The following is a 24,294-nucleotide window of genomic DNA, read 5'->3' on the forward strand; positions in this document are numbered from 1 at the left end:
GTGATATCCTCCCTAGAAGGATTAGAAAATGGATCGGGCACAGCTTAAAAATAGTTATCAGACTATTCGCTATCAGACAGAAATTATTTGCGAACCCCTGGTTACTGAAGACTATGTGATTCAGGCAATTGAAGATGTCAGCCCGCCCAAATGGCATTTGGCACATACCTCCTGGTTTTTTGAAACGTTTATTCTTAAATCCTTTGTCCCGGATTACACTCTGTTTCATAATGATTTTGAGTTTTTATTTAATTCTTACTATCAAGGGGTTGGCCATCCTTTTCCCCGACCAAAACGAGGCTTGCTCTCCCGTCCTACAGTGAATGAAATTTTTGGATACCGCAGGGCTATTGATCATCGAATTCTCGAAATGATTGACCGCCTGCCTGAGGAGCAACTGGAACGCGTTACCGCATTGATTACGCTGGGTTTGCATCATGAGCAGCAGCATCAGGAATTATTGCTCATGGACATTAAATATAATTTTTCCGTGAATCCATTATTCCCTGTCTATAAGCCGCAACGAGCCTTGGTAAAAGCAACTGAACCGCTTTCTTTAAAATTTATTGAAGTAGCCGGCACTATCGCAGAAATTGGCCACGAAGGCGGCAAATTTTGTTTTGATAACGAGCTGCCGCGGCACCGTAAGATATTAACACCCTACGCACTCGCTAATCGACTGGTTACCAATGGAGAATATCTGGAATTCATTGAGGCCAATGCCTATCAGGAACCCCAATGGTGGTTGTCTGATGGTTGGGATTGGCTTCAGCAGCAGCAAATTCGTTCGCCTCTTTACTGGCATGAAATAGATAATCAGTGGTTCATTTTTGGATTGTCCGGTCTAAACGAGCTGGTCCCCGAAGAGCCAGTGGCGCATATCAGCTTTTACGAAGCAGAGGCTTATGCGAGATGGAGAGGTTGTCGATTGCCCACTGAGGAAGAATGGGAACATTTTGCATGTCATTATCCACTGGGAACAGGAAGCGAAAATTTTATGGACAAAGGAGTTTTTCACCCACTGCCCTGCTCACAGCCAAATAAGGGTAACGTCCATCAGCTTTTTGGTGATCTCTGGGAATGGACTGCCAGCTGTTATACCGCTTATCCGGGATATAAATCACTTGAAGGTTCCCTGGGTGAATATAATGGCAAATTTATGAATAACCAACGAGTCTTGCGCGGGGGAAGTTGTGCAACGCCTGCGGCACATATCCGCATTACTTATCGAAATTTTTTTCAACCAGATAAACGCTGGGCATTCAGCGGTATTCGTCTGGCCCGGGATGAAGAAAATTTGTCGATTCAAACTAATAAAAAGGATAAAAAATGAATGCAAATTTACAGATTAAAACGATAAGTGATCGAAAATACCCGCAGAATGATCGCCAGGAATTTATGCGTGATGTTGAAAAAGGGCTTTCCAGTAAAAAGAAATACATTTCTTCAAAATATTTCTATGATGAGAAAGGCAGTGAGTTATTTAATCAGATAACGAGGCATCCTGATTACTACCTGACCAAATGTGAACTCGAAATTCTCGAAGACAACAAGCGGGAATTCGCCGACATTTTTGGAGAAAGCAGTTTTAATCTGATTGAGCTTGGCCCAGGTGAAGGAATCAAATCCAGAATATTTATTGATGAGTTTCTGCAGAGGTCCCTTGATTTCACTTATTTTACTATCGATATTTCAAGACGCTATCTTAATCAGATTGTTAAGCAATTTAATCATGACTTGCCAAAGCTTAAGCTTATCGCTTTAAATTCCGATTATTTCAGTGGCCTGCACTGGCTAAGCCAACGCTCTAAACGACGAAATGTAGTTCTTTTTCTAGGATCCAGTATTGGTAACTTTAATCAGGAAGATACCCAGGTTTTTCTGAAGAATATTGCCAGCGATCTGCAAAATGATGACTATCTGCTTATTGGCTTTGACCTTAGAAAAGATATCAACATTTTAAACAAGGCGTATAACGACAGTGATCTGATCACCCGCAATTTCAATCTGAATCTGCTAAATCGCATGAATCGTGAACTGGGCGCCCACTTTGATCCAGAGCAGTTTCAACATTATGCCACTTATAACGTCTATTCGGGAGCAATGGAAAGTTACCTGCTCAGCCGTAAAAAACAATCCATCGTTATTGATGCCTTGAACCGCTCTTTTAGCTTTTATGAATATGAGCCTATCCATGTTGAATATTCCTACAAATATCTGATTGATCAACTGGCGGTTTTTGCAGAGAACAGTGGTTTTGAAATCGTGAAAAATTATATGGATTCAAAAAACTATTTTGTGGATTCGCTATGGCGCGTACGCAAATAGTCTGAAGCCTGTCTTAGAGGCAAGGAGAATATGATGAATCTGGTCACAGCAAGCAAGCCTGTTTCATTTATCAATACAAATGGAATACGCCTGAAAGGCATCCTTGAGCAGCCTCTCATAGCCAGTAAAACCTATGCGATTTACGCGCATTGCTTTACCTGTACCAAAAGCTCCCTGGCTGCCGTGAGAGTGAGTAAGGCACTGGCACAACAGGGAATTAATGTGCTGCGTTTTGACTTTGCCGGTCTTGGGCAAAGCGAAGGCAATTTCAGTGAATCCAATTTCACCAGCAACCTTGATGATTTGATTGCCGCCTTTCACTTTCTTAGCCAGGAGTTTAATACTCCCCAGATATTAATTGGACATAGTCTTGGCGGAGCGGCAGTTCTTGCAGCGCTTAATCAATTACCAGATATCAAGGTGGTTATAACTATCGGTGCTCCGGCTTATGCAGCACATGTGGTGCATAATTTTAATGACAAAATCAGTGAAATCGAAAAGAATGGACAGGCAGATGTCCTTTTGGGTGGGCGCAAGCTCACGCTAACCAGGCAGTTTCTGAATGATTTGGCTCAATATCATTGTGTGGAGCGTCTGGCAAAGAACAAGGCGGCTCTTTTAGTCTGTCATTCCCCTGTCGACACCACCGTATCTATAGAACATGCCGAGCAGATTTTTAAAGCGGCAAAACATCCCAAGAGCTTCTTGTCACTGGGTGATGCCGATCATCTGGTTACCCAGCAAAAGGATGCCGATTTTCTAGCCCGCATGATAGCCGGGTGGAGTATGCGTTGGGTGAACATTGAGAATGAACCTCGATCGCTTGACAGCCAGAATCAGGTCATCGTCAGTGAAAGCCATCAAAGCAAATTTCAGCAGATTATTGATTGGCAGGGACAGCAGTTGATTGCCGACGAACCCATTGAGTCCGGCGGAAAAAATACAGGCCCCGGGCCCTATGATTATTTACTAATGGCTCTTGGCGCCTGCACCAGTATGACCTTACGCCTTTATGCAGATCATAAGCAAATCCCTCTGCAGCATGTCAGTGTTCGCTTAAACCATAAAAAAGAACATATTCGCGATTGCGAGGATTTTGAAAATAAAAACAAAGTGCTCGATCACATTTTTAAACAACTGCAAATCAGCGGCCCCTTAACCGATGAACAGGTTCGGCGTCTTGAAGAAATCGCAGAGCGCTGTCCGGTACATCGTACCTTACTGGGAGAAATTATCATCACCAGTGAGATTCTGAGGAAAGATCAGGAATAAGCTCCCTCACCTTATCTATCGTCTTTGCGAACAAAGTGAAGCAATCCACGTAATTTGAACTAGATTGCTTCGCTGACGCTCGCAAAGACGGTTTGTTGTGCGCTTATCTTCTTTATCCAATGTCGACTCATTCTCAGGATCCAGAAAAGCTCATTTCTTAAGATTTCATTAAGGCTCACTCTGTATAATTGCCCTGCAGTTCAATCATGGAGTCTTTATGCCTAACTTAAGTAATGCCGCGTTACGTGAGAATTCTCTGCGGGAATTTTTAAACCCGATGGGAATTCAAACCGACGATTTAACAATCAAAAGTGTCGAGGGAGTTTTCAGCTTTGAGTTCCCCAATCCCCAGCGCAAACAGGAATTTAGCGAATCAATCCTCAATGTATTAAATGGTCCTGGTGAAAAAAATACCTTAAAAACGATCAAAGTTGCGGACATTATTGCCGAAGAAATTGAAAATGCCACCGCGGATCCAGAAGATAAGGAAGCCTGTGAAGGCCTTTTTTCTACCTTGCGAAAATTTTCATGGAATGCAAGCTTTTCAAAAGAGTCCGGCTTTATCGAAATGAAATTGCCTAAACCTGCTTATGCCGGCATGTTCAAATTGCTCAAATATCCCAATTTAAGCATTAGCGATGACGGAAAAATTCGCTTCGATATTAAAAAATATATCAAAAGCAGACCCGAGCCATTGATTGCAATCAGCGACTTAAACACCAATCAGGACATGCTTCTGCTTAATAGCGCAGCCCTTGAAGCCAATCGAGTATTCTATGCTACGAAACCTCTTGATGATGGCAACCTGGAGGTCACGCCTTACTTCTTTGTTCCCAGTGCCGTTGTACCACCCTTATATCGGATAGTGCTTGATATAAGCAGCAGTATGGCAAGTGGTAAACGCATGGAGGGATTAAAAAAGAGTGTGAATGAATTGGCCCAGCAATTATTTGAGTTTCAACCGAATGCCAGAATCAAACTGACTACTTTTTCTGACGGTATTCATGAACTTGGCACTTACGGTAACAACAATCTTAATGATTTTTTAAGAATAATTTCATCCTTGCAGACCAAAGGCGACACACCCTTATATGAAACCACTATCAGGGTGTTAAATGAAATCAGGAATGAGCCCGGCTGCAATAATGTTCTGTTATTTACTGATGGTGAAGACTGCTCCTTAGATTATGCAGGATTATTTGGCCATCCCAAAACTCCCCAATATAAGGTTAGTGATGCCCTGAATCAATTTGGTCCGGAAAATACCGCTCTAAAAGCCCGTAACAAATTCTATATCCTGTCTTTTGGTGTCGAACAGGCTCCGGTAATGAAAGATGTGGTTGAAACTTTTAAAGGCCAGATCATTAATATTAACAGCGCGGATTTTTTAGCGGCGCTGAAAGATCCTCAGATTATGAGATCCTGGGCAGCTACCCGCGGTCTTTTCACCACTGTTGTTAAAGTGGCCGGCAAAAATAATGAAGCGTTTGAAGAGTACATCGATCTGTCCGGACAATTGCATAGTCTTAAGCCACAAATCTGCAAACCAGGCGATGAAATTGAACTTAGTGTGACCGATAGCGAGAATAACGTCATTATTCATAGTACTCAAACCATTGGCAGTGCCAAAGCGGCTGAGAAAAAAGATTCGCCCTCTGTCGCGCGTCTGCTTTCAGGATTAGGGCTTAACGCGGCTCCTGGCGCACAAACTGTCCAGCCAACCGAGCCTGAAATAACCGCCCTTGCCTATCAATAACCTACACAAGGCTTGCCCCTGTGGCCTGACTTCGCCGTCGTCTTTGCGAACGGAGTGAAGCAATCCAGAATGACTCTGAGCAATGTCAGACTGGATTGCTTCGCGAATGCTCGCAAAGACGATTTTTTTTGTTCCTATCTTCCTTTGGCCGAGGCTGCATAACGCCTCGCTATTATAGACTTTATTTGCTACTCTAAATTAATTAAACAGGCTTAGGAGTACGGATGACTCAGGACACAGAACTTGGCGATTTAATGAAATCAGTTGCCGAAAAAAGTTTGAGTATGATCAGTCAGTTGAAGAATCAACCGGCTGCTTTACCTATGGTGATTAACCAATATATTGATTTGACCAATGACTTTCAGTCATTAGTGGTCAGCTTGCTGAAAAATCCTGAGCAAGTCTGGCAAATGCAGCTCGCTTACTGGCAAGACGCGATGAGCCTTGCTCAATCCCAGTTTACTTCCTGGCTTGAAGGCAAGCCTATGCCTATAGAAGACAAGCGCTTTAGCGGCGAAGAATGGGTTAACAATCCCTTTTTTAATCTTTTAAGCCAGCATTATTTACTGGCCAGCGAGCATATGAACTCCCTCCTGGAGCATATGGATTATGGGGATAAACAACTCGCTCGTCGAGTGCAATTTTTTACACGGCAATTCCTCGATGCCTTGTCGCCAGCCAATTTCATTGCCACCAATCCGCAGTTAATGGCTGAAACCATCCAAAGTCATGGCAAAAATTTATTACGCGGTTTACAAAATCTGTTAACCGATCTGGAGGCTGGCTCTTCCCGTCTCATCATTCAGATGACCGATATGAACGCCTTTAAAATTGGTGAAAATATTGCGACCACACCTGGAAAAGTCATCTTTCGCAATGACATGATGGAACTCATTCAGTTCAAACCTGCGACTGAAACCGTCTATTCCATTCCTTTGTTGATTATTCCACCCTGGATTAACAAATACTATATTCTCGATTTAAGTAAAGACAACTCCTTTATTGGCTGGTTAGTGAGCCAGGGCATTACGGTCTTTGTCATTTCCTGGATTAATCCGGATGCCAGCTACGCGGACAAGGGCTTGTTCGATTATCTGCAGGATGGCCCAATGGCGGCTATAGAGATTATGAAAAAGCAATGCCAGGTCAAGCAGGTCAACACCCTGGGCTTTTGTATTGGCGGTACCCTGCTGGCCAGTATGCTTGCCTACTTAAAAGCACATCAGGAAGATCCCGTTCGCAGCGCCACATTTCTAGCCTCGATGATTGATTTTAGCGATCCTGGCGATATCTCGGTATTCATTGATGAACACCAGATTAAGCGTCTCGAGGAAGAGATGAAGTTGAAAGGTTTTCTGGACGGCCGGTTTATGGCGAGCACCTTTAATTCATTGCGTGCCAATGACTTGATTTGGTCTTTTTTCATCAAAAATTATCTGCGCGGCCAAAATCCGGTTCCCTTTGATATTTTATACTGGAACGCCGATGCGACGAACATGCCAGCTAAAATGCACTCGCAATATCTGCGCTGGATGTACCTGCACAACGATCTAATCAAACCGGGTAAAATCAAACTGAACCATACTCCGCTTGATGTCAGTCAGATTGATATTCCAACTTTCTTTGTTTCCACTAAAAAAGACCATATCGCTCCCTGGCAAACCACTTATACCGGTTTCCAGCATATGAAAGGCAAAAAACAATTCCTTCTTGGAGGCTCAGGCCATATTGCCGGAATCGTCAATCCGCCGCAAAGTCAGAAGTACAGTTATTACACGAACCCCAAAGCGCCAGCAACAGCAGAGGAATGGCTGCAGCAAGCCACTGAGCATGCCGGCTCCTGGTGGCCAGAGTGGCTGAAATGGCTGCAGAAACAATCAGGAGAGCTGGTTGCAGCACCTGATATGGCTAAACTGGCTTTCAAAGCAATTATTGATGCGCCTGGCACCTATGTCCTGAAAAATCATAAAACGCAATCTGAAACAGACGGCACAGAGGCCCCTGCGCCGGCAAGTGTCGCAAAAAAAAAATCGCTTGATTTAGCCCAGTAAGGTTGACCATGCTGCATGACTCTTTAGCAGATGTCTTTCTGTCCTTCAGCCAGCTCAATGTGTTGTTAATCATTGCACTGGCTGGTTTTTTTCTCATCAGCAAGCCCTTGTTTTTTCAAACCGCTTGTCTCACTGCCTTTGATATAGTAGTCAATGTGGCCTTAAAAGGAACTTTTAAAGTGCCCTTGGTCGCCTGGCTAGGGAAAGGCTATGCGTTTCCCAGCGGCCATATGCAGTTATCCACCGTCTTTTATCTGTGGCTGGCCTGGCATACCCCTAGCCGGCCGCTTAAACTACTGATTGCTGCCATTCTTTCGGCTGTCGGAGCCGGCTTGATGCATTACGGCTATCATAATTTCTACGATATTCTTGGTGGCTTGTTATTCGGGGGTATTCTGACCACGCTTTATTGGTACAGCAGCTTGAAATATGCCGTGTATATGCCGTGGATATTGGCCCTTTCCGCCTCTTTGCTAATGCTTTACAATAAGTTGCAGTACGATTTGATTCCAAACCATTGCTGGCTTGGGTATTACTGTTTATTGGGTTTCATTCTGGCAGAAAGGGTATTATCGAGAGATGAACATAAGCAATACTGGCGCCTGGTGGTTTGGGGTTAGCCTTTCACTGATACTCGGTTTCCTTGCTTTGCAGATCAATCCGGTAATGGCTGAAACTTTGAACGTTTCTATTAATGCTAAAGTTCATTCTCTGGAGCAAAAGGAATTAATCAGGCATCCTGCGCTCCTGGAAATAGGACCAATGACTCTGCCCATCTATCCCAATCAAACTCTTTTATTGAAAGGGATCCCTTTATGCAAATTATTTGAAGGCCTGATTCAAAATCCAGAAAATTATCTTAAAGTCACAGCGCGAGACGGCTATGTCGCTTATTTTACTATCAAGGATTTCTATCCTTGCGCCAGCAATAAAATTCCAGGCTTTCTGGTTTTAGAAGATCCACAGTATCCCTGGCCCTTACTCCTTAACTCTGACCGCTCAGCGGGCCCCTTCTACCTGGTATGGCTGGGAAAGCGTTTTTCTGAATCAGTGTACGGCATACAGAGTCTGGAAGTCGTAGCAGAACATCCCCTGCAAGCGATTTTACCAGCCGGCATGAATGCAAAAGAGCATGCCGGGGCGCGCGTTTTTATGGCCAAATGTAATGTTTGTCATCTCTTAAACGGATCGGGTGGTTCCAAACTGGCTCATGATCTGAACAACCCAAACCCCTTGAATTATTTCAGCGAGGATGAATTACGCCGTTTTATTCGTGATCCTCATTCGCTGCGCCCGGTCATCAGCCCTAAAAAATTTCCATTTCCTCCTTCAAAACTATCTCAGCAGGAATTAAATGAATTAATCAGCTTTCTTAAGTTTATTAAAAATAACACTTCAGCTGATCAATCAGTTCCCTGAATACCGAACCAGCCGCCCGTGTCACCACCAGCCCAGCAGCTTCCTTTGCAGGATGGAATTTTACTGGTACAAAGCTGTTTGAATTGTTCAGCCTTACTAATATCCTGATGCTCGAAACCGGCAGGCTGGCAAAGCCTTGCAACATAAGTGCCCGGAACACGGATTTGTCCCATCACGCTGATAGTGGGTGAGACAGCATACACGCCTGGTTGATGAGAGTAGCAGGCAATGTAGCATCCCGGTTGTTTGGTATAACTATTGTCCGTGGGCAGATCAACTTTTGTCGCCCCCGGAGAGGGATGATTGATAACTGCCTGTCCCTCAATAACGTACACAGGAAAAGGGGAAGGAAGCAGGTTAATATTAGGGTCGGAAGTAGAAATGAGGACTAGCGGCTCGGCATTTGCAACACCGCTAATGACCAGCAACAGACTTGCGAATATTTTTTCCATATTGATTTCCTTTAATCCACCACCTTAAGTATAACCCTTATCTTCGCTGCCGCCACAATGGCTACCGCCTGAAAGCTTCAACCTCTACCTACGTATGAGTAATTGCCAAATTCCTCTAGCTTAAGTTTTACTTAAGGTATCCACCGGTAAATTCAGCTAAAATTAACATTATTTAATTAAAAATGAATCAAAATGTTGCATTTCAATCAATTGAATCTTGAAAAAACTGGTGATAAAACAGGCGGCAAAAACAAAGTCGGCGGATTTTATCGAAACACGGAAACCGGTGAAGAATATTTTATTAAACAACCGGATGATAAGGCAGAGTTATTGACTGAATTACTTGCAGGTTTGATTTTACAGGAGTTTGTAAAGCGCGGTCTGGTTGACAAACTGCATGCATCTTCCCTGATTTGTGCTGATGTTGTTCAAATGCCTGACGGCAGTTATGCACTTATCCAACCCAAAGTTGACTTTGAACTCCTCTATAAAATAATTAACACCGGCTATCGCGATGGCTCTGACCGTGACCCCAGAATTGAAGCAACCAACGGTCCTGCTTACTACATGTCACTTCTGAATACCAGTAATACGTTTGGACTATCAACCACCCTCATGCTTTCAATGTTGCTGGGCGATTACAGTGTGCATAGTGGAAATATGGTGCGCATGACAAAAAACATCGACGGTCAGGTCTGCTATCAATATGGAAAAATTGACTGGGGCGCTGCATTTCGTAATTATGGAAAAAAAGAAAATACCGACTTCATTATTTATGGCTATGAATCCATAGGGGCTTTTAATCTCAAGGGAATCACCAAAGCCTATTTCTTAAATTATCGATATATTCCTGGCTTATTCGAGACAATGGCGGAGAGAGCGCGGCTATTAAATGCCAGACTGCCACAGGAGCTTCTCATTGATATTATTCATACTGCGCTGAATGAAATACCTGCCGACTTATTGAAGACTAAAAAGCCAGGTCAGCCAGTTTCTAATGATTCACCAGATATTGACTCCCCGCTCCAGCAGGAACTTCCTGATTCCGGAGAACAGAAAACGCTTGCCACCCTGGCGAAGGATACCAGTCTCAACAGCTTCAATGCGCTTCGCCTGGGTGATGAGGAGAGTACAAGGGAGCTGGCACAGGAAATGGCCGCAATTATGGGCGGCCGTCTGGATAAAATGGAAACTTTAAAAACACCAGAGGATACTTATAAGGACAAAGCCCGAAAATTGTTTCTGACTGCACCTGATAACAGCATGCATACAAGCATCTATTTTCCCCAGAGGCCCGATCCATCCGTCTGGGAAGAACCTTTCCCGATTCTCGTTAAAGAATTCATCAAATGGACCTATAAAGATGAATTTGGACAGATTAATATTTCAGCGATAGTAAATCAGCTGAATAGCTATATCGACTTTTGGGCGCAGCAAGGTGAGCTTTTTAATCTCTGGGGGAATCAGGAATCTAATCAGAATATATTCACCCCTTATGCACCCGAAATTGAGACGGAAGCTCTGCGTGGACATGCCTATCTTCCTCAATACCGTGAAGCGACTTTACTGCGGCGAATGGCCTATAGCTATCTGCACATTGACGAAGCCCATCCATTAGGCGTATTCATAACGCACCGTATTGCTCTTTATGAAGGAGCGATTGAGCGCTATGTAAAAACTCATCCCGACTCATATTGGGTTTTATGCCAGAATGCCATTACTGAGGCCCAGGCTATCGTCAATAACCTGCACGTATTGCAAAAAATACAATCATCCCCTGACGCACCATCCCTTAACGAAGAGCATCTGAAAGAATTTAAAGACGCTATTAGCAAGTTTTTGCACCATAATAAGAAACTGGAGGAGAGCTTCCAGCAGTTAGTTCCGCAAAAAACAGACAGCGAAAGGTACAGCAGCGAGTTTTTTTACCCATTTAAGGAAGATGAGTTAAAGGCTTTGTCTGATGATCAGCTGGCCACTATCTGTCTTGAGGAATTAAACGCCAGGAAAGTGAGCTCTTTACTCACTCGAATTGTAAGTAACGATGAACTCTATTTGAAAGTACAAGCCGCTCTTTCAAAAGATGTGTTTACCAAGAGAGTGGATTCCCCAGCTGGCAAAACCGCCGAATTAGCAAAATTTTATCTATTTATTAATACATACAAGCAATTCAGTGTTGCCGAAACTTATCTTCAAAAACAGGAAGAACGACTGCGGATGGCCGAACAACTTAAAAAACTGGACACTAATTTGCAGGAAGAGGCCGTTTTACTTCTTCAGGAAGCAGATGACAGACTGTTGGCTCTGCATCAACTGGAAATCGATTATGAACAGACTTTGGAAGCATTCCAAAGCAATATCAGCCTGAGCACACTGGAACTGTTAAAATCTCATTATGAAATGCTGCCTTCTGATGTTAAGAAAAGTAAAGAGCAAAGTCTGGAAATGGCAGAGAAGTCACTGGAGCAATTGCAACTGGAAACTGCCTATATTTTATCACTCGAAAAGTATGAGCAACATTCCACAAGCGAACACTTTGAACTGTTGAAAACACACTATGAAAAATTAAAGGAACCACAACAAGTCAAGCATCAGGCGAGCTATCAAAAGGCTTCAGACAAGAACGAAACTCAACTTCGAGTTGCTGATTATCAAGGCAGACTATCGGAATTTGATAAAGATAATACCCTAACGAATCTCAGTGCACTGGACGCCGCTTTTCAGGCCTTGCCTGACGAGCATAAACCACTCTATCAAAAGGATTATGATAAAGCCGTTAGATTTATGAACTTTAAAGAGCTCTATGATGAAATTTCAGAGGATGAGGTCAGTGTGCAGCGGTTTCTCGAAATCTCTGATCAGCTTCTTATTAAATATGCCGGCATGGACAATGCCAATAAAGAATTATATCAGGGAGAGTATGAGAAGCTCCTGGAGAAAGCAAAACATTATGAAATACTGGTCGCAAAAAAGGTTGTATCTGAGGAAACCACAGTGAGGGAAATAAATCCTGTGTTGGAAAAGGTGTTTTCCAACCCGGACTTGGCGGGGAACCAGATTGAATTGCAACTCTTCAGGCAACAGCTGCTTAGCGATCACCAATTATGGAACGCAGTAAAAGCTTCAACCACGCCAATAAAGCCTGGTATTGCCGCCGATCTAGTCACATTAAAGCAGTTTCATGACCAAAGAGTCTTAAAAAATCATAAGAATAAATATGGCGATGAATATACAGCCTCTCTGGATCGGTTTTATGTACAAACACTCAAAACCCGCCTTTCTGATCAGCCAATTAAAGAGCAGGCAGAGGCCATGAAAAAGGCGGCCAAAAAGGAATTCCAGCCTCGCCATTCGACCAGACGTTTCATTGCAGATTTAGCCATGGTATTTACCACCCTTTTTGGCGGCGTTTTTGTGGGCCTGGGTCGAAAAGCCGCGGGCAAAACCTATTTTTTCAGCTCCACGGAAGTTAAAACGACTCGCGAGCAAGATTTTGATTCCATGTTGAATAAAGAGCAAAAAAAGCCTGACGAAGAATCTGCTGAAACTCTGTTTAAGAAGCCTTTTAGCGGTGGATAATTAACAATAAATTTGAGAGTATTCATTAAACTGTGTCATTACTCGCAGGCACGCCGTCATCTCGAACGCAGTGAGAGATCTCCCAAACCTTGGTTTGTGCCAGCACTCGGAGATCTCTCACTACGTTCGAGATGACATGGCATGACACAGTTTAATGAAGACTCTCATAAATTTAAGCAGATACCTCTGTCGCATGAACCTGCGGCAGGTGCTCAGTCAAGCTGACAATATGTACGTACACCGATTGCTCCTGAGCATTGGTTAATTTGAATAATTGCTCATTGCTGGCAAGATTGGGATCATTAATCTGGGTCACATGGGTGCTTTCCAGACTAATACTGTCGAAGTTCATGCTGGCTGCTGATTGTTTGCCATCAGCAACAATTTTTAACACGTTAACATCTTCTCCCGTACTTAATTCAAATACGAGTTGATTATTTTGAATCAGTTGATGAATCGCTTCGTAATCCAATTGCAGGTTATTGTTTCCTTGCCCGGTCATATCAATGATTTCCCAATTTGACTGGAAATGCTCCTTAATTTCTGAAGCACTCAAGCCCATATTCAGTTGGTCAAACTGTATGGTGTCAGTTCCGGAAGTGCCGGACATAATCCCCAAATGGCTTAGATCATCAGTCACATGCACCACCTCATCGCCTGCACTCAAACTGGAGAGATCCTGGGCCGCCATCAGGCCGCTGAAACCGAGATCTTCAATGCTGACATTGTAGTTAATCTGGCTATGCCCAATCGCTCCGCCATCATCGGTAACCGCAAAATGAATTGAGCGCGTGCCAGCGCTGCTTTCAGAGGCTACCGGTACAAACGTTATCGCCTGAAGTAATAATTCAAATACATCGACAGGTACTGCCCCGCTATGCCCTGAAAAAAGCAGATGATAAGGGTTTCCATCATTGATCTGGGTGATGTCAATCTGATAGTTCTGGTTCTGATAGTTAATGGTTATGCTGTTTGTTCCAATCGTTATACCGGGTAGTGTTCCATTAAACTGCAACAGATCACCCGCCAGAAATCCGCTGGTGCTGATTTCAACGCTGGTAATACCTGAACTGTCAATATCGGTCAAGGTATTAATACCTGAAGCAGAGGTGGTTGTCAGCTGGTTGATGTTAGTGCCAATATTCACACTGAACACTAAATCATTGTAATCACTGTCGCCAGTTCCAAATAAGTCTTCAAAACCAATAAGCAGAAGCCCGGCATAATCAGCCATATTCCCAGTGTTATTGAAGCTGATGCCGCCAATTGCATGGGCATCGTTGCTTACAGAAGCATCCGCATTAAGGCTTTTATCGTGTGAAAAAAACACATCACCGCTTACTAGGGTGCCATTGATTTTGACCTGCCCATTTTCAATAGTCACGTCATTATTCAGAGCCGCCAGACTGGAATAGTTTCCCTGAATTAAATTGGCATTAAAGGCCAGATTAGAGCCATTGGCAATTACAAAGAAACCAATCCCCTGACCGGGCTGAATCCCCTCAGTAATCGTATAGGAGGCGGACTGAGCAATACCAAAACGGACATTGGGGAGCGAGCTTCCATCAGGGGTATCCGTTGCCAGCCACATAAAGCCCACTTTATCCGAAATAATTTGCCCATTGCTATCAAAAATATAATACCCAACTAAATTATTATAACCAGAGCCTTCGGTAATAAAATTGACTGTCACCTGAACAGGGGTATTAATTATAGTATTGGATAAATCCACTCCATACTCAGGCACCGTAATCGTTTGCCCCCCGCTGCCGCTCAGTTTCTGCGACAGAAGATACTGGGCCGCCTGTAAATCAGTCAACTGCAATCCCTGTGCGTCCCGGAAAAACTCAATCGTCTGATTTATAACACTAAGTACGGGTGGTGAATCCACGGCATTGAATATTGAGGTATCCTGTACACTTAAAGCGTTGCCATTATTGTCCTGGCCAAATACCCGCAATGTCAAAACACCATCAGCAAGCCCTGAGGCATTCAACTGGCTGATATGAAACGTACCATTGCCATCTACCACCGTCATCCCTGAAATCTGGTTTCCATTGACATCACTAAGAGTAAAATTAACAAGACCTGCAGCAAAATCAATAGCCTGTCCACTGATATCAATAAGGGGAGAATAATTAGTGGTCACCAGATCAGCAGTCAACGAGCTGGCAATAGCATCAAGGCTGGCATTCTGGGTTGCATTCAAAGGATCCCCATTATTATCAGTGCCTGTAACCTGCACTGAAATATTGCCATCAGTCAAAGAGGACACATCAAGCTGGTTGATTTGAAAGGAACCATCACTATTAACAGTTGCATTTGTCGTTACCTGATGGCCGTGACTGTCGCTAACTATAACCGCCAATATCGATCCAGGATAAATATCAACGGACTGACCTCTGATGTCCACTAAAGGTGAGTGCGAATAGGTCGTTAGCGCAGTGGTTAAAGCCCCTTGCAAGGCGTCCAGTTCTGTGGGAACACTGGTATTTCTACTGAACCCATTATTATCAGTGCCTTCAACCTCAAGCACAATATCGCCATCAATTAAAGAGGACAGGTTTAGTTGATCAAGCTGGTAGCTTCCATCACTATTAACCACCGCAGTAGCTGATACCTGATTTCCGTGGCTGTCTGTAAGTGTAATGGTGACTAGGTTTCCTGGATAAATATCCACTGTCTGGCCACTGATATCAACAAAAGGTGAATGCAGGAAAGTTGTAATTTGCGCATTAACAGAACCTTCGAGTGCATCCAGTTCTGCTGCAGCATTTGCGTTTCGCCCGGTATCATTATTGTCCACACCGCTGACGGTGATAGCAATATCCCCATCAATTAAAGACGAAGCATCAAACTGGCTGAGTTGAAAGCGGCCGTCACTGCCAACGGTCGCTGTAGTGTGAATCTGATTGCCATGACTATCAGTAATGATGACATTAATAATACTTCCTGCAGGAATATCTTTTGTCAGCCCATTAATATCAATTAATGGAGAATGAGTAATCGTGCTCGCCTGGGCGCTGATTGAACCGGCAATGGCATCAAATATGGCCTGAGCAACCGCTTTTACCGTATAGCCATTATTATCCACACCAGAGATGGAAACTGTAAGCTTGCCATCCGTGAGGGAGGCGCCATTGATATTCGACAGACTGAAACTGCCATCCGGATTTATAATGACTTTCGCATTGACCACTTGCCCATGTTTATCAGTTATCACAGCATCTAAAATTCGGCCTGGCAGAATATCTGCAGACGTACCTCCAATTGCCATAGCGCTCTGATTTTGTTGGGTAACCAGATTAATTTTAAGCGCCCCCTGCACCGCATCAAGCACTAACTGATCACTGGCACTAACCACTTGATTCAGCTCATCGACCACCGTAGCATTGATGTGCAATACGCCATCAATTAAACCGGATACATTGATACCATTTAAACTGTAACCTCCAACAGCATTAACAGGGATAACTGATCGCACTGAATTTCCCTGGCTATCGGTAATCGTAACGATGACCGTTGAACCGGGCGCTATATTAACAGTCCTGCCAGTTAGATTCATTGAATAACCGCTGCCAGAACTTCGCAAGGTCAACTGCCCGTCAACTGATAATTGACCTGGCGATTGCGGCTCATAAATAATCACATCAGGCGTTTTGGGATTGTAGGGCTGTGGTTGAATAAACTCCGAGCGATCAGACTCTCGTGTTTGCTCATTACTCGTGGTGGCTGTATTTGTTGGGTTTTCGACTGATTTTCCGCGCGGTTTATACTCAGCGAGAGCCCCCTCCTGAAAATGATCTCCTAAAGAAACCAGTACCGACTGAGTTGAAAAATCATTGCTGTCACCCATGAGTTCCAATCGGCTAACCAGCGTTTTAAAAAGTTCGAGGAGGAAGGAAAAATTAAAAAAGCCATAGGAGGCGTCTTCACCTTCAGCTGAAGGAAACCAGTCATCCCAGGTTTTATAAGCGACATAGCTGGTCACTGAGGAAGCAATGGCAACAGCGAGGAGGGCCAGATAATACTGGTTGCTTCGATTATATCCCATGTTGTTCATCTGATTCAGATCATACAGGGATATTAATTGATATAATTGCGGAGAATTGGATTCTATCGCATCAAACAACACGCTGGTTAATTTAAAGCGAAATCCATTCATCAGCTTTAACAACTGATGATCATTCGTTTCTATTACAAGGCTTCCTAGCGACGTATCAATTATATCATTTTCGATTATTATAAAATTTTCATTGGCAACCAGCTCGTTCATGCTTCTGTAAATTTGAACAACTCCATCTGTCTGATATACGCGAAGAATGCGAGTGGAATTATGTGCATCCATTAAAACCCCCCAACGTATTACTTAAGTATACATAAGTGAGTAATTATTGCACAATAGAAAACGATAAGGATATGTAAATTTATTGAACAGAGTTGTATCCATGTTTAGAGCCCCCAACCTGGAGGCTCTAATATGAAGAAAGTGTGAAGCAGTTAGAAATAAACCCCGATTTGGGCTATCACTGAATCGGCGGATTGCCCGGTACCTACAGTGTTGGAATTCAGTAAGCCGGGCGCTGTAGCACCATTAGCAAAGTCGGTGACAGGAAAGTCGGTATCATGGCGGTATTCAAGACTTTCCACTGTGTCTTTCCACAAAGAAATATTGAATACTCCGGCAATACGACGTTTCGGTAAATTGAGCGCAAGCGTTTGCTGAGACCACTGGTAACCCAGAGCCAAAGAAGCCGGTTTATCAAAAGCCATGAATGTGACCGCACCCTCGAGCTGAGCGCCTTGGGGTTTTGCGCCATATCCATTAAAGCTTAGATCCTGAGTACGAAAAGCCTTGCTTGCTCCTACCCATTCAGCGGTTAAACTGTAGCGATCAAAGCTGATATTTCCATGAATATTCAGGCCTTGTCTTTTGGCGACTGCTTCATTTCCATTGGTCGGAGACGCAAAACCGCCAAAGGTGGTTAAAGGTGCCGAGCCGGTGCTCTGGAGTCCTTGCGCATCATTAATAGAGCCTATCAGGCCGCCGCCAATTTCCCCAGACGCATCGCCGTGCTTAAATATATAACCCAGATTGACTCCCCCCACTGCAGAATGGCCCAGTGTCGTGTCCGACTTGTAACCATAAACCGCTGCAAATGGACCCGTATCAGTCTGTGACTTGTATCCAAGGATGAATGGTCTGGTTTTCGTTCGCGTAATCGACTGGGTAATCGGGGAACTAATCATTGAACTGGAGTAACGTCCGAAAGGTGCATAGAGCTGTCCGGCGGTAAAATAAAAAGGACTTTCATCCAGATTACCAATGTTCACAAACCCAAGGTTCAGGCCAAAAGCAGAATTCGCCAGGCGCTGGCCTCCTACATCCGGGGGGCTCTCATCATAAGCAATACCGATAAATGCCTCAACATAACTATTCAAGGCCGCTGCCACGTCTAACTCACTCGATCCTAGCGTCAAATCACCACTTGATTGTCCCACATAGGGCTGACTGAAACTGGCAACTGGTTCCGCCTTCCCGCTTAATGCAATAATTGGAATATGGGGAATTGGATAACCAATATTTTTGTAAGCATCATAGAGTCGTCTACGTTGCTGCATTAAGCGAATGTCCCGATTAATACTGGAAATATTCACAATATAATCAGAACCATCAAATGCAGGACGTTCGCCTAAATAGGGAGAGGTTACAACTGGTGTTCCTGCAATATAGGTAACCACCTGGTTATCAGCGAGGAGTGCTGTTGGGTAAAATCCAATAGACTCCGGGTGACCCTCGGGAGTATGCACAGTGATATTGGCATCGTGAAAAACACGCGTCCCTTTTTGTGTCGTGGGCACTGATTTTGCCGCGGGCGTGCTTGCCGTCTGTTGGCGTTTTATTTCTGCCTTCCGCGCGATTGGAGCTGGCGCTGTTTTTGTGCGATTTGTCTTTTTAGGCGCAGCTCTTTTAACCGTGCTCTTATTCGCTGACGTCTGAGCAACTAACTGCTTTTGTAACTGGCTTAATTGATTTTGCAATTCTTGAGTTTGGCGTTGTAATTGCAGAATTTGCTGTTGGAGGTGCTCGTTATCGGCTGCAATAACCGGGGCTGTGACTGCGGCCAGGGCAAGGATTAAAGCTTTGTGTTTCACGGGTACTCCTGACTATTCTTTTTTTCTTCCACATAAGGCGTGGTCGATTATAGCCTGCCGAACCCGGACTGACTAGAATAATTGCACATTATTTATCATGATCAACGAGATTTTTTAAGCTGCGGAAATCTGAGATCTATTTCTTTCATTGCATGGAACAATTGGGAAATAGATCTCGATGTTCACTTAATTGATATAGTGAACTTTTAATTTAAGTCAGTTGCTTAGCCTACCCATTTAAGACCCAGGTATGGACCATACAGACCGAAATCACTATAGGCTACGACGCGTGTACAGCATTGGAATTCCACGTCTTGCAGGGCATTGAAATAGTTAAGTACATGATAACCGCCTTGAATATTCAATACACCCTGAGCTACTGGGTACGCATAGTTCGCGCCCAACTTGGCTTCAAAGCTTGGAACGATACTGTGTTTTGAACCATAATCATTCAGAGCAACCAGGCCGACATTGTACACATCTGCACGGTTAATTCTTGAAGTTCCATACAGAATAGAACCTGCAGTATTTGCAGTGATGCTAAAGCTCGGAGATAAGTCGTAAGAGTAATCGATGCCGATAACCGGACCCACTCCATTGAAATCTGTATTATTAAATGTTCTGATACCAAAGGTAGCTGCCTGAACAGTTAATGGAAGATTGTAGTAATTGGTCGCATCAACCTGAATATCAGCATACTGTAAACCGCCATAAAAACGAGCGTTCTTAAGCAATCCAAAATCTACATGCTGACCCATAACCACATTGACCTGATCAAAGCGATTATCAACATACTGACGATAAGTACCTGGAATAAAACTTTGAGTTGTAGCAACATAGAACGGACCAAAGTAAGGACCGAGTTTACTGTCAGCATCATAATGCATCCAGGTTGCAGTAATATCATTGCCAGTGCGGAAATGATAGGAACCCTCTAATCGATAACCCCAACCCCAGTCAGGATCAACGTCATTATAATACGTAGAGGAAAGATTGGACAGTAAAGTACCACCCAGTCTATAACCACGGCTAGCACTGTAAATAGGTTGCAGGTAAAGCGCCTGTATTCCCAAATCCCATTGTTTTGCTTCACAAGGAACAGTCACATCGCCCGGTGTGCAAGTAGGTGCAGGGGGCTCAGAGTACATTCCTGCAGCAGCCATGCTGCTTACAGTCAAGCCTAATACAGCCAAAGTCATTTTTTTCAACATATTCACTCCATTCTGTAAAAAAAAGCCCATCACTAGTGATGGGCTTTACTAAAGCTGTACTACGATTATACGTTACCGACCCATTTCAGACCAACGTAAGGACCGTGCAGAGCAAAGTCGCTTTCGCTAACAGTTGGGTAACCAGCTGCAGGGTAACCAACGTGGTTAACGTTGAAGTAGTTGACCCACATCCAACCAGCATCCAGAGTCAGATCACCTTGAGCCATTGCGTAAGTGTATTTAGCACCCAGTTTAGCTTCCAACTCAGGAACCATAGAAGTTTTGGAACCGTGAGCGTAGCCCAGGCTTGAGGCAACCAGGCTGTTGCTGAAATCGCTGTCACCAACCAGGATTGCAGTAGCGCCGTTTGCATAGATTGCAAATCCGTTACCCCAGTCGTAAGACATGTCAGCACCAACACGAGGACCGAAACCGTTGAATTTAGTTTCGAAACGAGTGTTCTGGATGTTGTAGTTGTACCATGGACGCAGTCTCAGATCATGTTCGATGCGAGCGTATTGAACACCACCGTGGAAACGGATGTTTTTGAACTCACCGAAATCAACGTGTTGACCGAATTCGACATTAACAGCATCCCATTTAGGTTCCCAGCTCAGGTGGTAAGGAACGTTGCCTTCCAGGAAGTAGTCGTAAGTGTTAACATTGCGATCGTCATCATTATCCCAATGGTACCAGTTTACAGTCAGGTCATTTCCAGTGCTGAAGTGGTAAGAACCTTCGATTTTGAAGCCCCAATCGAAATCAGGATCATTTTCGTTGAAACGGTAGTTGCCATTGAAAGGATCAACATAAGCACCGTGGTAACCAAAATCGCCACTGTAAACAGGCTCAAGATAAAGAGCTGATACGCCGAAGTCCCAAGCTGTTCTTTCGCAAGGAACTGTAACATTCCCAGGGGTACATACAGGACCCATGGTTCCAGCAAATACTGCACTGCTACCTAAAGCAAGAACAGCTACCGCTGTTTTTTTCAAATTTAACATGCTTCATCTCCACTTTTTTATTATTAATTTCCCGTTTTGCTGTCAAACCATTGAAGGTTGACGACAGTACGCAATCATCGCTCTAACCGAGAACGTACATGGGCAAATTATCAAGCGCCAATTTGGCAAAGTCAACAGTATTTCATCTAATTTTCAATATAATTTTTAAAAACTGATAGGCAAACCTTACTAATTGATTCCAAAATAATCATCATAAGCAACTTATCATCAACTTTATATTTTCAGGACTACAGCCCAATATTTGACCAAATGCGTGAATCCAGATCGAGATGACTCTTTCATCAACATATAGAAAAGAGTTTATTATGATCAAAGTGGCCAAATGAAGATAAGCGCATCGCTGCTTTTTAAATGGGGGTATATTTCTGCTTTGTCTGAAAGGAAAAAAGAACTAAAATTAATTACAAATGAATAAATGAATACTTACTTTACCAGCTTAACGACAACTCGCCGATTAGCCGCCTGACCTGCTTCTGTGTCATTCGTCTCTGCTGGTCTGGTTGCTCCATACCAGGTAACTGTCATCTCACTCTTATCGATACCTTTACCAGAAAGATAGCGGCTCACTGCCTCAGCCCTGTCTTCGGAAACAGCATTATTATAGGATTTCCGTCCTGTGCTGTCGGCGTAACCCGCAATAGCAATTTTTTTAACCTGCGCATCCGCGCGAAAATACTCGACTATTTTGTCCAGTTGACTCTTCGCGGCATCACTTAACTCGGAATTATCTGTGTTGAACAGGATAATTGTTACTGCAACACTTTGATAGGTATAATCCAGAAGATTCCCCAGGCATTTCTGGTATTTCGCAAACGGCTCCTGAAATTTCACAGGTGACAAAATAACTGATACAGCAAAACCCTCTTCTGAATGGTATTGAAATTTGGTTATAAATCCACGAGATAAATAAGTTAAGGCTTTTAGTGCAGGCTCTCTATTTAAAAATACACCATACTTGCCTGGATTAATGGATGTTTTGGATATAAAGAAGATTGGCCCATTTGGTTTCCACATCGGAGGCCCCGCATAAAATGCCGCCGGTAGCCTTTTTTCAACCTGCTCCCATTTAGTCATAATGAAATGAGGTGGTTTGGCTGCATATTGCTCGAAATAGGCAACACCAAAATTTGGAATTGTCAGTGATAAACCACAGCGTAAGCGGCTACCGGTCATTTTCCAGTTTTCTGTTCCCAGTGGACTTACATACTCGACATGCAGCGGCGCGGCATATGAGACTGCATATGTCAGATTCAACACAGACAATATAAGCGGTAAAAAAAGGCGTGCTGGTGTCATTTTTTGCTCATCCACATCGCGAAAGCATGTTATTCTCCTATATCGGCAATTTTCAGAGAATCTTTATCTTGAAAACTATCACCATTACCAAACCAGATGACTGGCATGTCCATTTCCGAGACGGCATCTTGTTAAAAGATACCGTCAATGCGACTGCAAGACACTTTGCACGCGCATTGGTAATGCCTAACTTAAAACCAGCCCTGACCACCGTTGAGGCAATAATAGCCTATCGTCAGCGTATTCTGGACGTATTGCCCGGAAACAGTAAATTCCAACCCTTGATGACTTTGTATCTCAATGAAACTGTTTCACCGGAAACACTACAACAGGCGGCACAATCCGATTTTATTCTTGGAGCCAAACTATATCCTGCAGGAGCAACTACCAACTCTGAACAAGGTGCCCGCTCAATTCATGCTCTATATCCATTGCTGGAGATCATGCAAGATTATGATCTGGTGCTGCAGATTCATGGCGAGACCGTTGAAGGCGATATTTTCGAGCGCGAAGAGGATTTCATTGACAGCTACCTGAGCCCTATTTTACATAATTTTCCAAGGTTACGAGTGGTTCTGGAGCATATATCTACGCGAAAGGCTGTTGAGTTTGTTAATAATGGACCTGGCACCCTGGCTGCGACCATCACCCCTCATCATTTACTGTATAATCGTAACCAGCTTCTCGCTGGCGGCCTTAAGCCGCATTATTATTGCCTTCCAATTTTGAAACATGAACGCGATCAGCTGGCCCTTCAAGAAGCCGCTTTAAGCGGTAATCCCAGATTTTTTGCAGGAACCGATAGTGCGCCGCATGCCGTCCAGCATAAAGAATCCGCTTGCGGCTGTGCAGGAGTATACTCAGCCCCTTTTGCAGTAGCGTTTTATACTAAACTTTTTGATGAGAGAAACAAACTTCCTTTGCTTAATGGATTTTTAGCTCAGCATGGTTCTGATTTCTATCGCTTAGCTCCCAATGTCGATCAATTGCAGCTTGTTAAAAAACCGCAGTCGATTCCAGGGTTTTTAACCTTCGGCCAGGACAAAATTGTGCCTATGGCCGCAGGCGAATTACTGTCATGGAGTATTGATGACTAAATTTTTAGAACCATATGGCAATCAGTTAAAAGAGCGATTCAGAGGTTTTTTACCCGTTATTGTCGATTTGGAAACTGCAGGCGTAAATCCTAAAACTAATGCATTGTTAGAAGCCTGTGTTGTACTTATTAATCGCGATGAGCATGGGAATTATTATCGAGAATCTACCCATTTTGAACATGTTATACCCTTTGAGGGTTCTGTTCTGGATCAGAAGTCGCTGGAATTCATTCAGGTTGATCCGTTTCAACCATTACGTTTTGCTATTGAGGAAAAAGAAGCGCTTGAAAATCTCTTTAAACCTATTCAAAAGGCATTGAAGAAAAATCACTGTCAAAGAGCTGTGCTTGTAGGCCATAATGCCTGGTTTGATCTTTTGTTTATGAAAGAAGCGGCTGAACGCACCAAAGTTAAATTACCCTTTCATGCATTTACCTGTTTTGATACCGCTACCTTATCTGGACTTTTCTATGGTCAAACGGTGTTGGCAAAAGCAGTCAGGGCCGCGGGGATTGAGTTTAATACCCAGGAGGCGCATTCCGCGATTTATGATGCTGAAAAAACAGCAGAGCTGTTTTGCAAAATGCTTAATACATGGCATGGTTTTTTTAAGTAAACAGGGTTAGGGACACTGCCATTAAACTGTCCTCCC

Annotated in this window: 16 protein-coding genes; 10 read left to right on the plus strand and 6 right to left on the minus strand. The window is 43.6% G+C overall.

Annotated features, from left to right (window positions below; translation table 11 throughout):
* Positions 1 to 28 precede the first annotated feature (28 nt).
* From egtB to E1O89_RS08390, 7 genes are all read left to right on the plus strand, one after another.
* Positions 29 to 1,333: an ergothioneine biosynthesis protein EgtB gene (gene egtB / locus E1O89_RS08360; protein WP_133139773.1), complete on the plus strand. Its 1,305-nt coding sequence runs from the start codon at positions 29 to 31 to the stop codon at positions 1,331 to 1,333.
* A complete protein-coding gene (gene egtD, locus E1O89_RS08365; protein WP_133139774.1) occupies positions 1,330 to 2,328 on the plus strand; it encodes an L-histidine N(alpha)-methyltransferase in 999 nt (332 codons plus the stop codon). Before egtB ends, egtD begins: the two co-directional genes overlap by 4 nt.
* Before the next feature lie 30 nt (positions 2,329 to 2,358).
* Complete coding sequence (locus tag E1O89_RS08370) at positions 2,359 to 3,600, plus strand: bifunctional alpha/beta hydrolase/OsmC family protein (protein WP_222845432.1); 1,242 nt, start codon at positions 2,359 to 2,361, stop codon at positions 3,598 to 3,600.
* A gap of 217 nt (positions 3,601 to 3,817) precedes the next feature.
* Positions 3,818 to 5,356, plus strand: coding sequence for a vWA domain-containing protein (locus tag E1O89_RS08375; RefSeq protein ID WP_133139775.1), 1,539 nt, complete (start codon positions 3,818 to 3,820; stop codon positions 5,354 to 5,356).
* Between the two features lie 224 nt (positions 5,357 to 5,580).
* Positions 5,581 to 7,407, plus strand: a complete 1,827-nt coding sequence (locus tag E1O89_RS08380) for a PHA/PHB synthase family protein (RefSeq protein WP_133139776.1) — start codon at positions 5,581 to 5,583, stop codon at positions 7,405 to 7,407.
* An 8-nt stretch (positions 7,408 to 7,415) separates the two neighbouring features.
* Positions 7,416 to 8,027, plus strand: coding sequence for a phosphatase PAP2 family protein (locus tag E1O89_RS08385; protein ID WP_133139777.1), 612 nt, complete (start codon positions 7,416 to 7,418; stop codon positions 8,025 to 8,027).
* Entirely contained in the window at positions 7,987 to 8,826 is an 840-nt protein-coding gene (locus tag E1O89_RS08390) for a c-type cytochrome (protein WP_133139778.1), read from the plus strand. Before E1O89_RS08385 ends, E1O89_RS08390 begins: the two co-directional genes overlap by 41 nt.
* On the opposite strand, the gene E1O89_RS08395 is transcribed toward E1O89_RS08390, so the two are convergent.
* Positions 8,811 to 9,278, minus strand: coding sequence for a hypothetical protein (locus E1O89_RS08395; RefSeq protein ID WP_133139779.1), 468 nt, complete (start codon positions 9,276 to 9,278; stop codon positions 8,811 to 8,813). The two genes, E1O89_RS08390 and E1O89_RS08395, sit on opposite strands and share 16 nt — an antisense overlap.
* 192 nt (positions 9,279 to 9,470) lie before the next feature.
* Between E1O89_RS08395 and E1O89_RS08400 the strand changes: the two genes are divergently transcribed.
* Entirely contained in the window at positions 9,471 to 12,857 is a 3,387-nt protein-coding gene (locus tag E1O89_RS08400) for a LepB GTPase-activating domain-containing protein (RefSeq protein WP_133139780.1), read from the plus strand.
* A 172-nt stretch (positions 12,858 to 13,029) separates the two neighbouring features.
* Here the strand turns inward: E1O89_RS08400 and E1O89_RS08405 are convergent, their stop codons facing one another.
* From E1O89_RS08405 to E1O89_RS08425, 5 genes are all read right to left on the minus strand, one after another.
* The gene (locus tag E1O89_RS08405; protein ID WP_133139781.1) at positions 13,030 to 17,205 is read right to left on the minus strand and encodes a beta strand repeat-containing protein; all 4,176 of its coding nucleotides are present in this window, start codon (positions 17,203 to 17,205) and stop codon (positions 13,030 to 13,032) included.
* A gap of 152 nt (positions 17,206 to 17,357) precedes the next feature.
* The gene (locus E1O89_RS08410) at positions 17,358 to 19,013 is read right to left on the minus strand and encodes an LbtU family siderophore porin (RefSeq protein ID WP_133139782.1); all 1,656 of its coding nucleotides are present in this window, start codon (positions 19,011 to 19,013) and stop codon (positions 17,358 to 17,360) included.
* A 224-nt stretch (positions 19,014 to 19,237) separates the two neighbouring features.
* Positions 19,238 to 20,224, minus strand: coding sequence for an Lpg1974 family pore-forming outer membrane protein (locus tag E1O89_RS08415; protein ID WP_112219305.1), 987 nt, complete (start codon positions 20,222 to 20,224; stop codon positions 19,238 to 19,240).
* 65 nt (positions 20,225 to 20,289) lie between these two features.
* Complete coding sequence (locus E1O89_RS08420) at positions 20,290 to 21,228, minus strand: Lpg1974 family pore-forming outer membrane protein (protein ID WP_133139783.1); 939 nt, start codon at positions 21,226 to 21,228, stop codon at positions 20,290 to 20,292.
* A gap of 444 nt (positions 21,229 to 21,672) precedes the next feature.
* A complete protein-coding gene (locus tag E1O89_RS08425) occupies positions 21,673 to 22,545 on the minus strand; it encodes a flagellar protein MotY (protein ID WP_133139784.1) in 873 nt (290 codons plus the stop codon).
* Positions 22,546 to 22,613: 68 nt separating this feature from the next.
* Between E1O89_RS08425 and pyrC the strand changes: the two genes are divergently transcribed.
* The gene (gene pyrC / locus E1O89_RS08430) at positions 22,614 to 23,642 is read left to right on the plus strand and encodes a dihydroorotase (RefSeq protein ID WP_165483111.1); all 1,029 of its coding nucleotides are present in this window, start codon (positions 22,614 to 22,616) and stop codon (positions 23,640 to 23,642) included.
* Positions 23,635 to 24,258 carry a ribonuclease T gene (rnt, locus tag E1O89_RS08435; RefSeq protein ID WP_133139785.1) on the plus strand — a complete coding sequence of 208 codons (624 nt, stop codon included), beginning with the start codon at positions 23,635 to 23,637 and terminating at the stop codon, positions 24,256 to 24,258. The genes pyrC and rnt overlap by 8 nt, the downstream gene beginning before the upstream one ends.
* Positions 24,259 to 24,294: the final 36 nt, after the last annotated feature.

Origin of the sequence: Legionella genomosp. 1 (genome assembly GCF_900640215.1) — a bacterium.
GTDB classification, from domain to species: domain Bacteria; phylum Pseudomonadota; class Gammaproteobacteria; order Legionellales; family Legionellaceae; genus Legionella_C; species Legionella_C quinlivanii_A.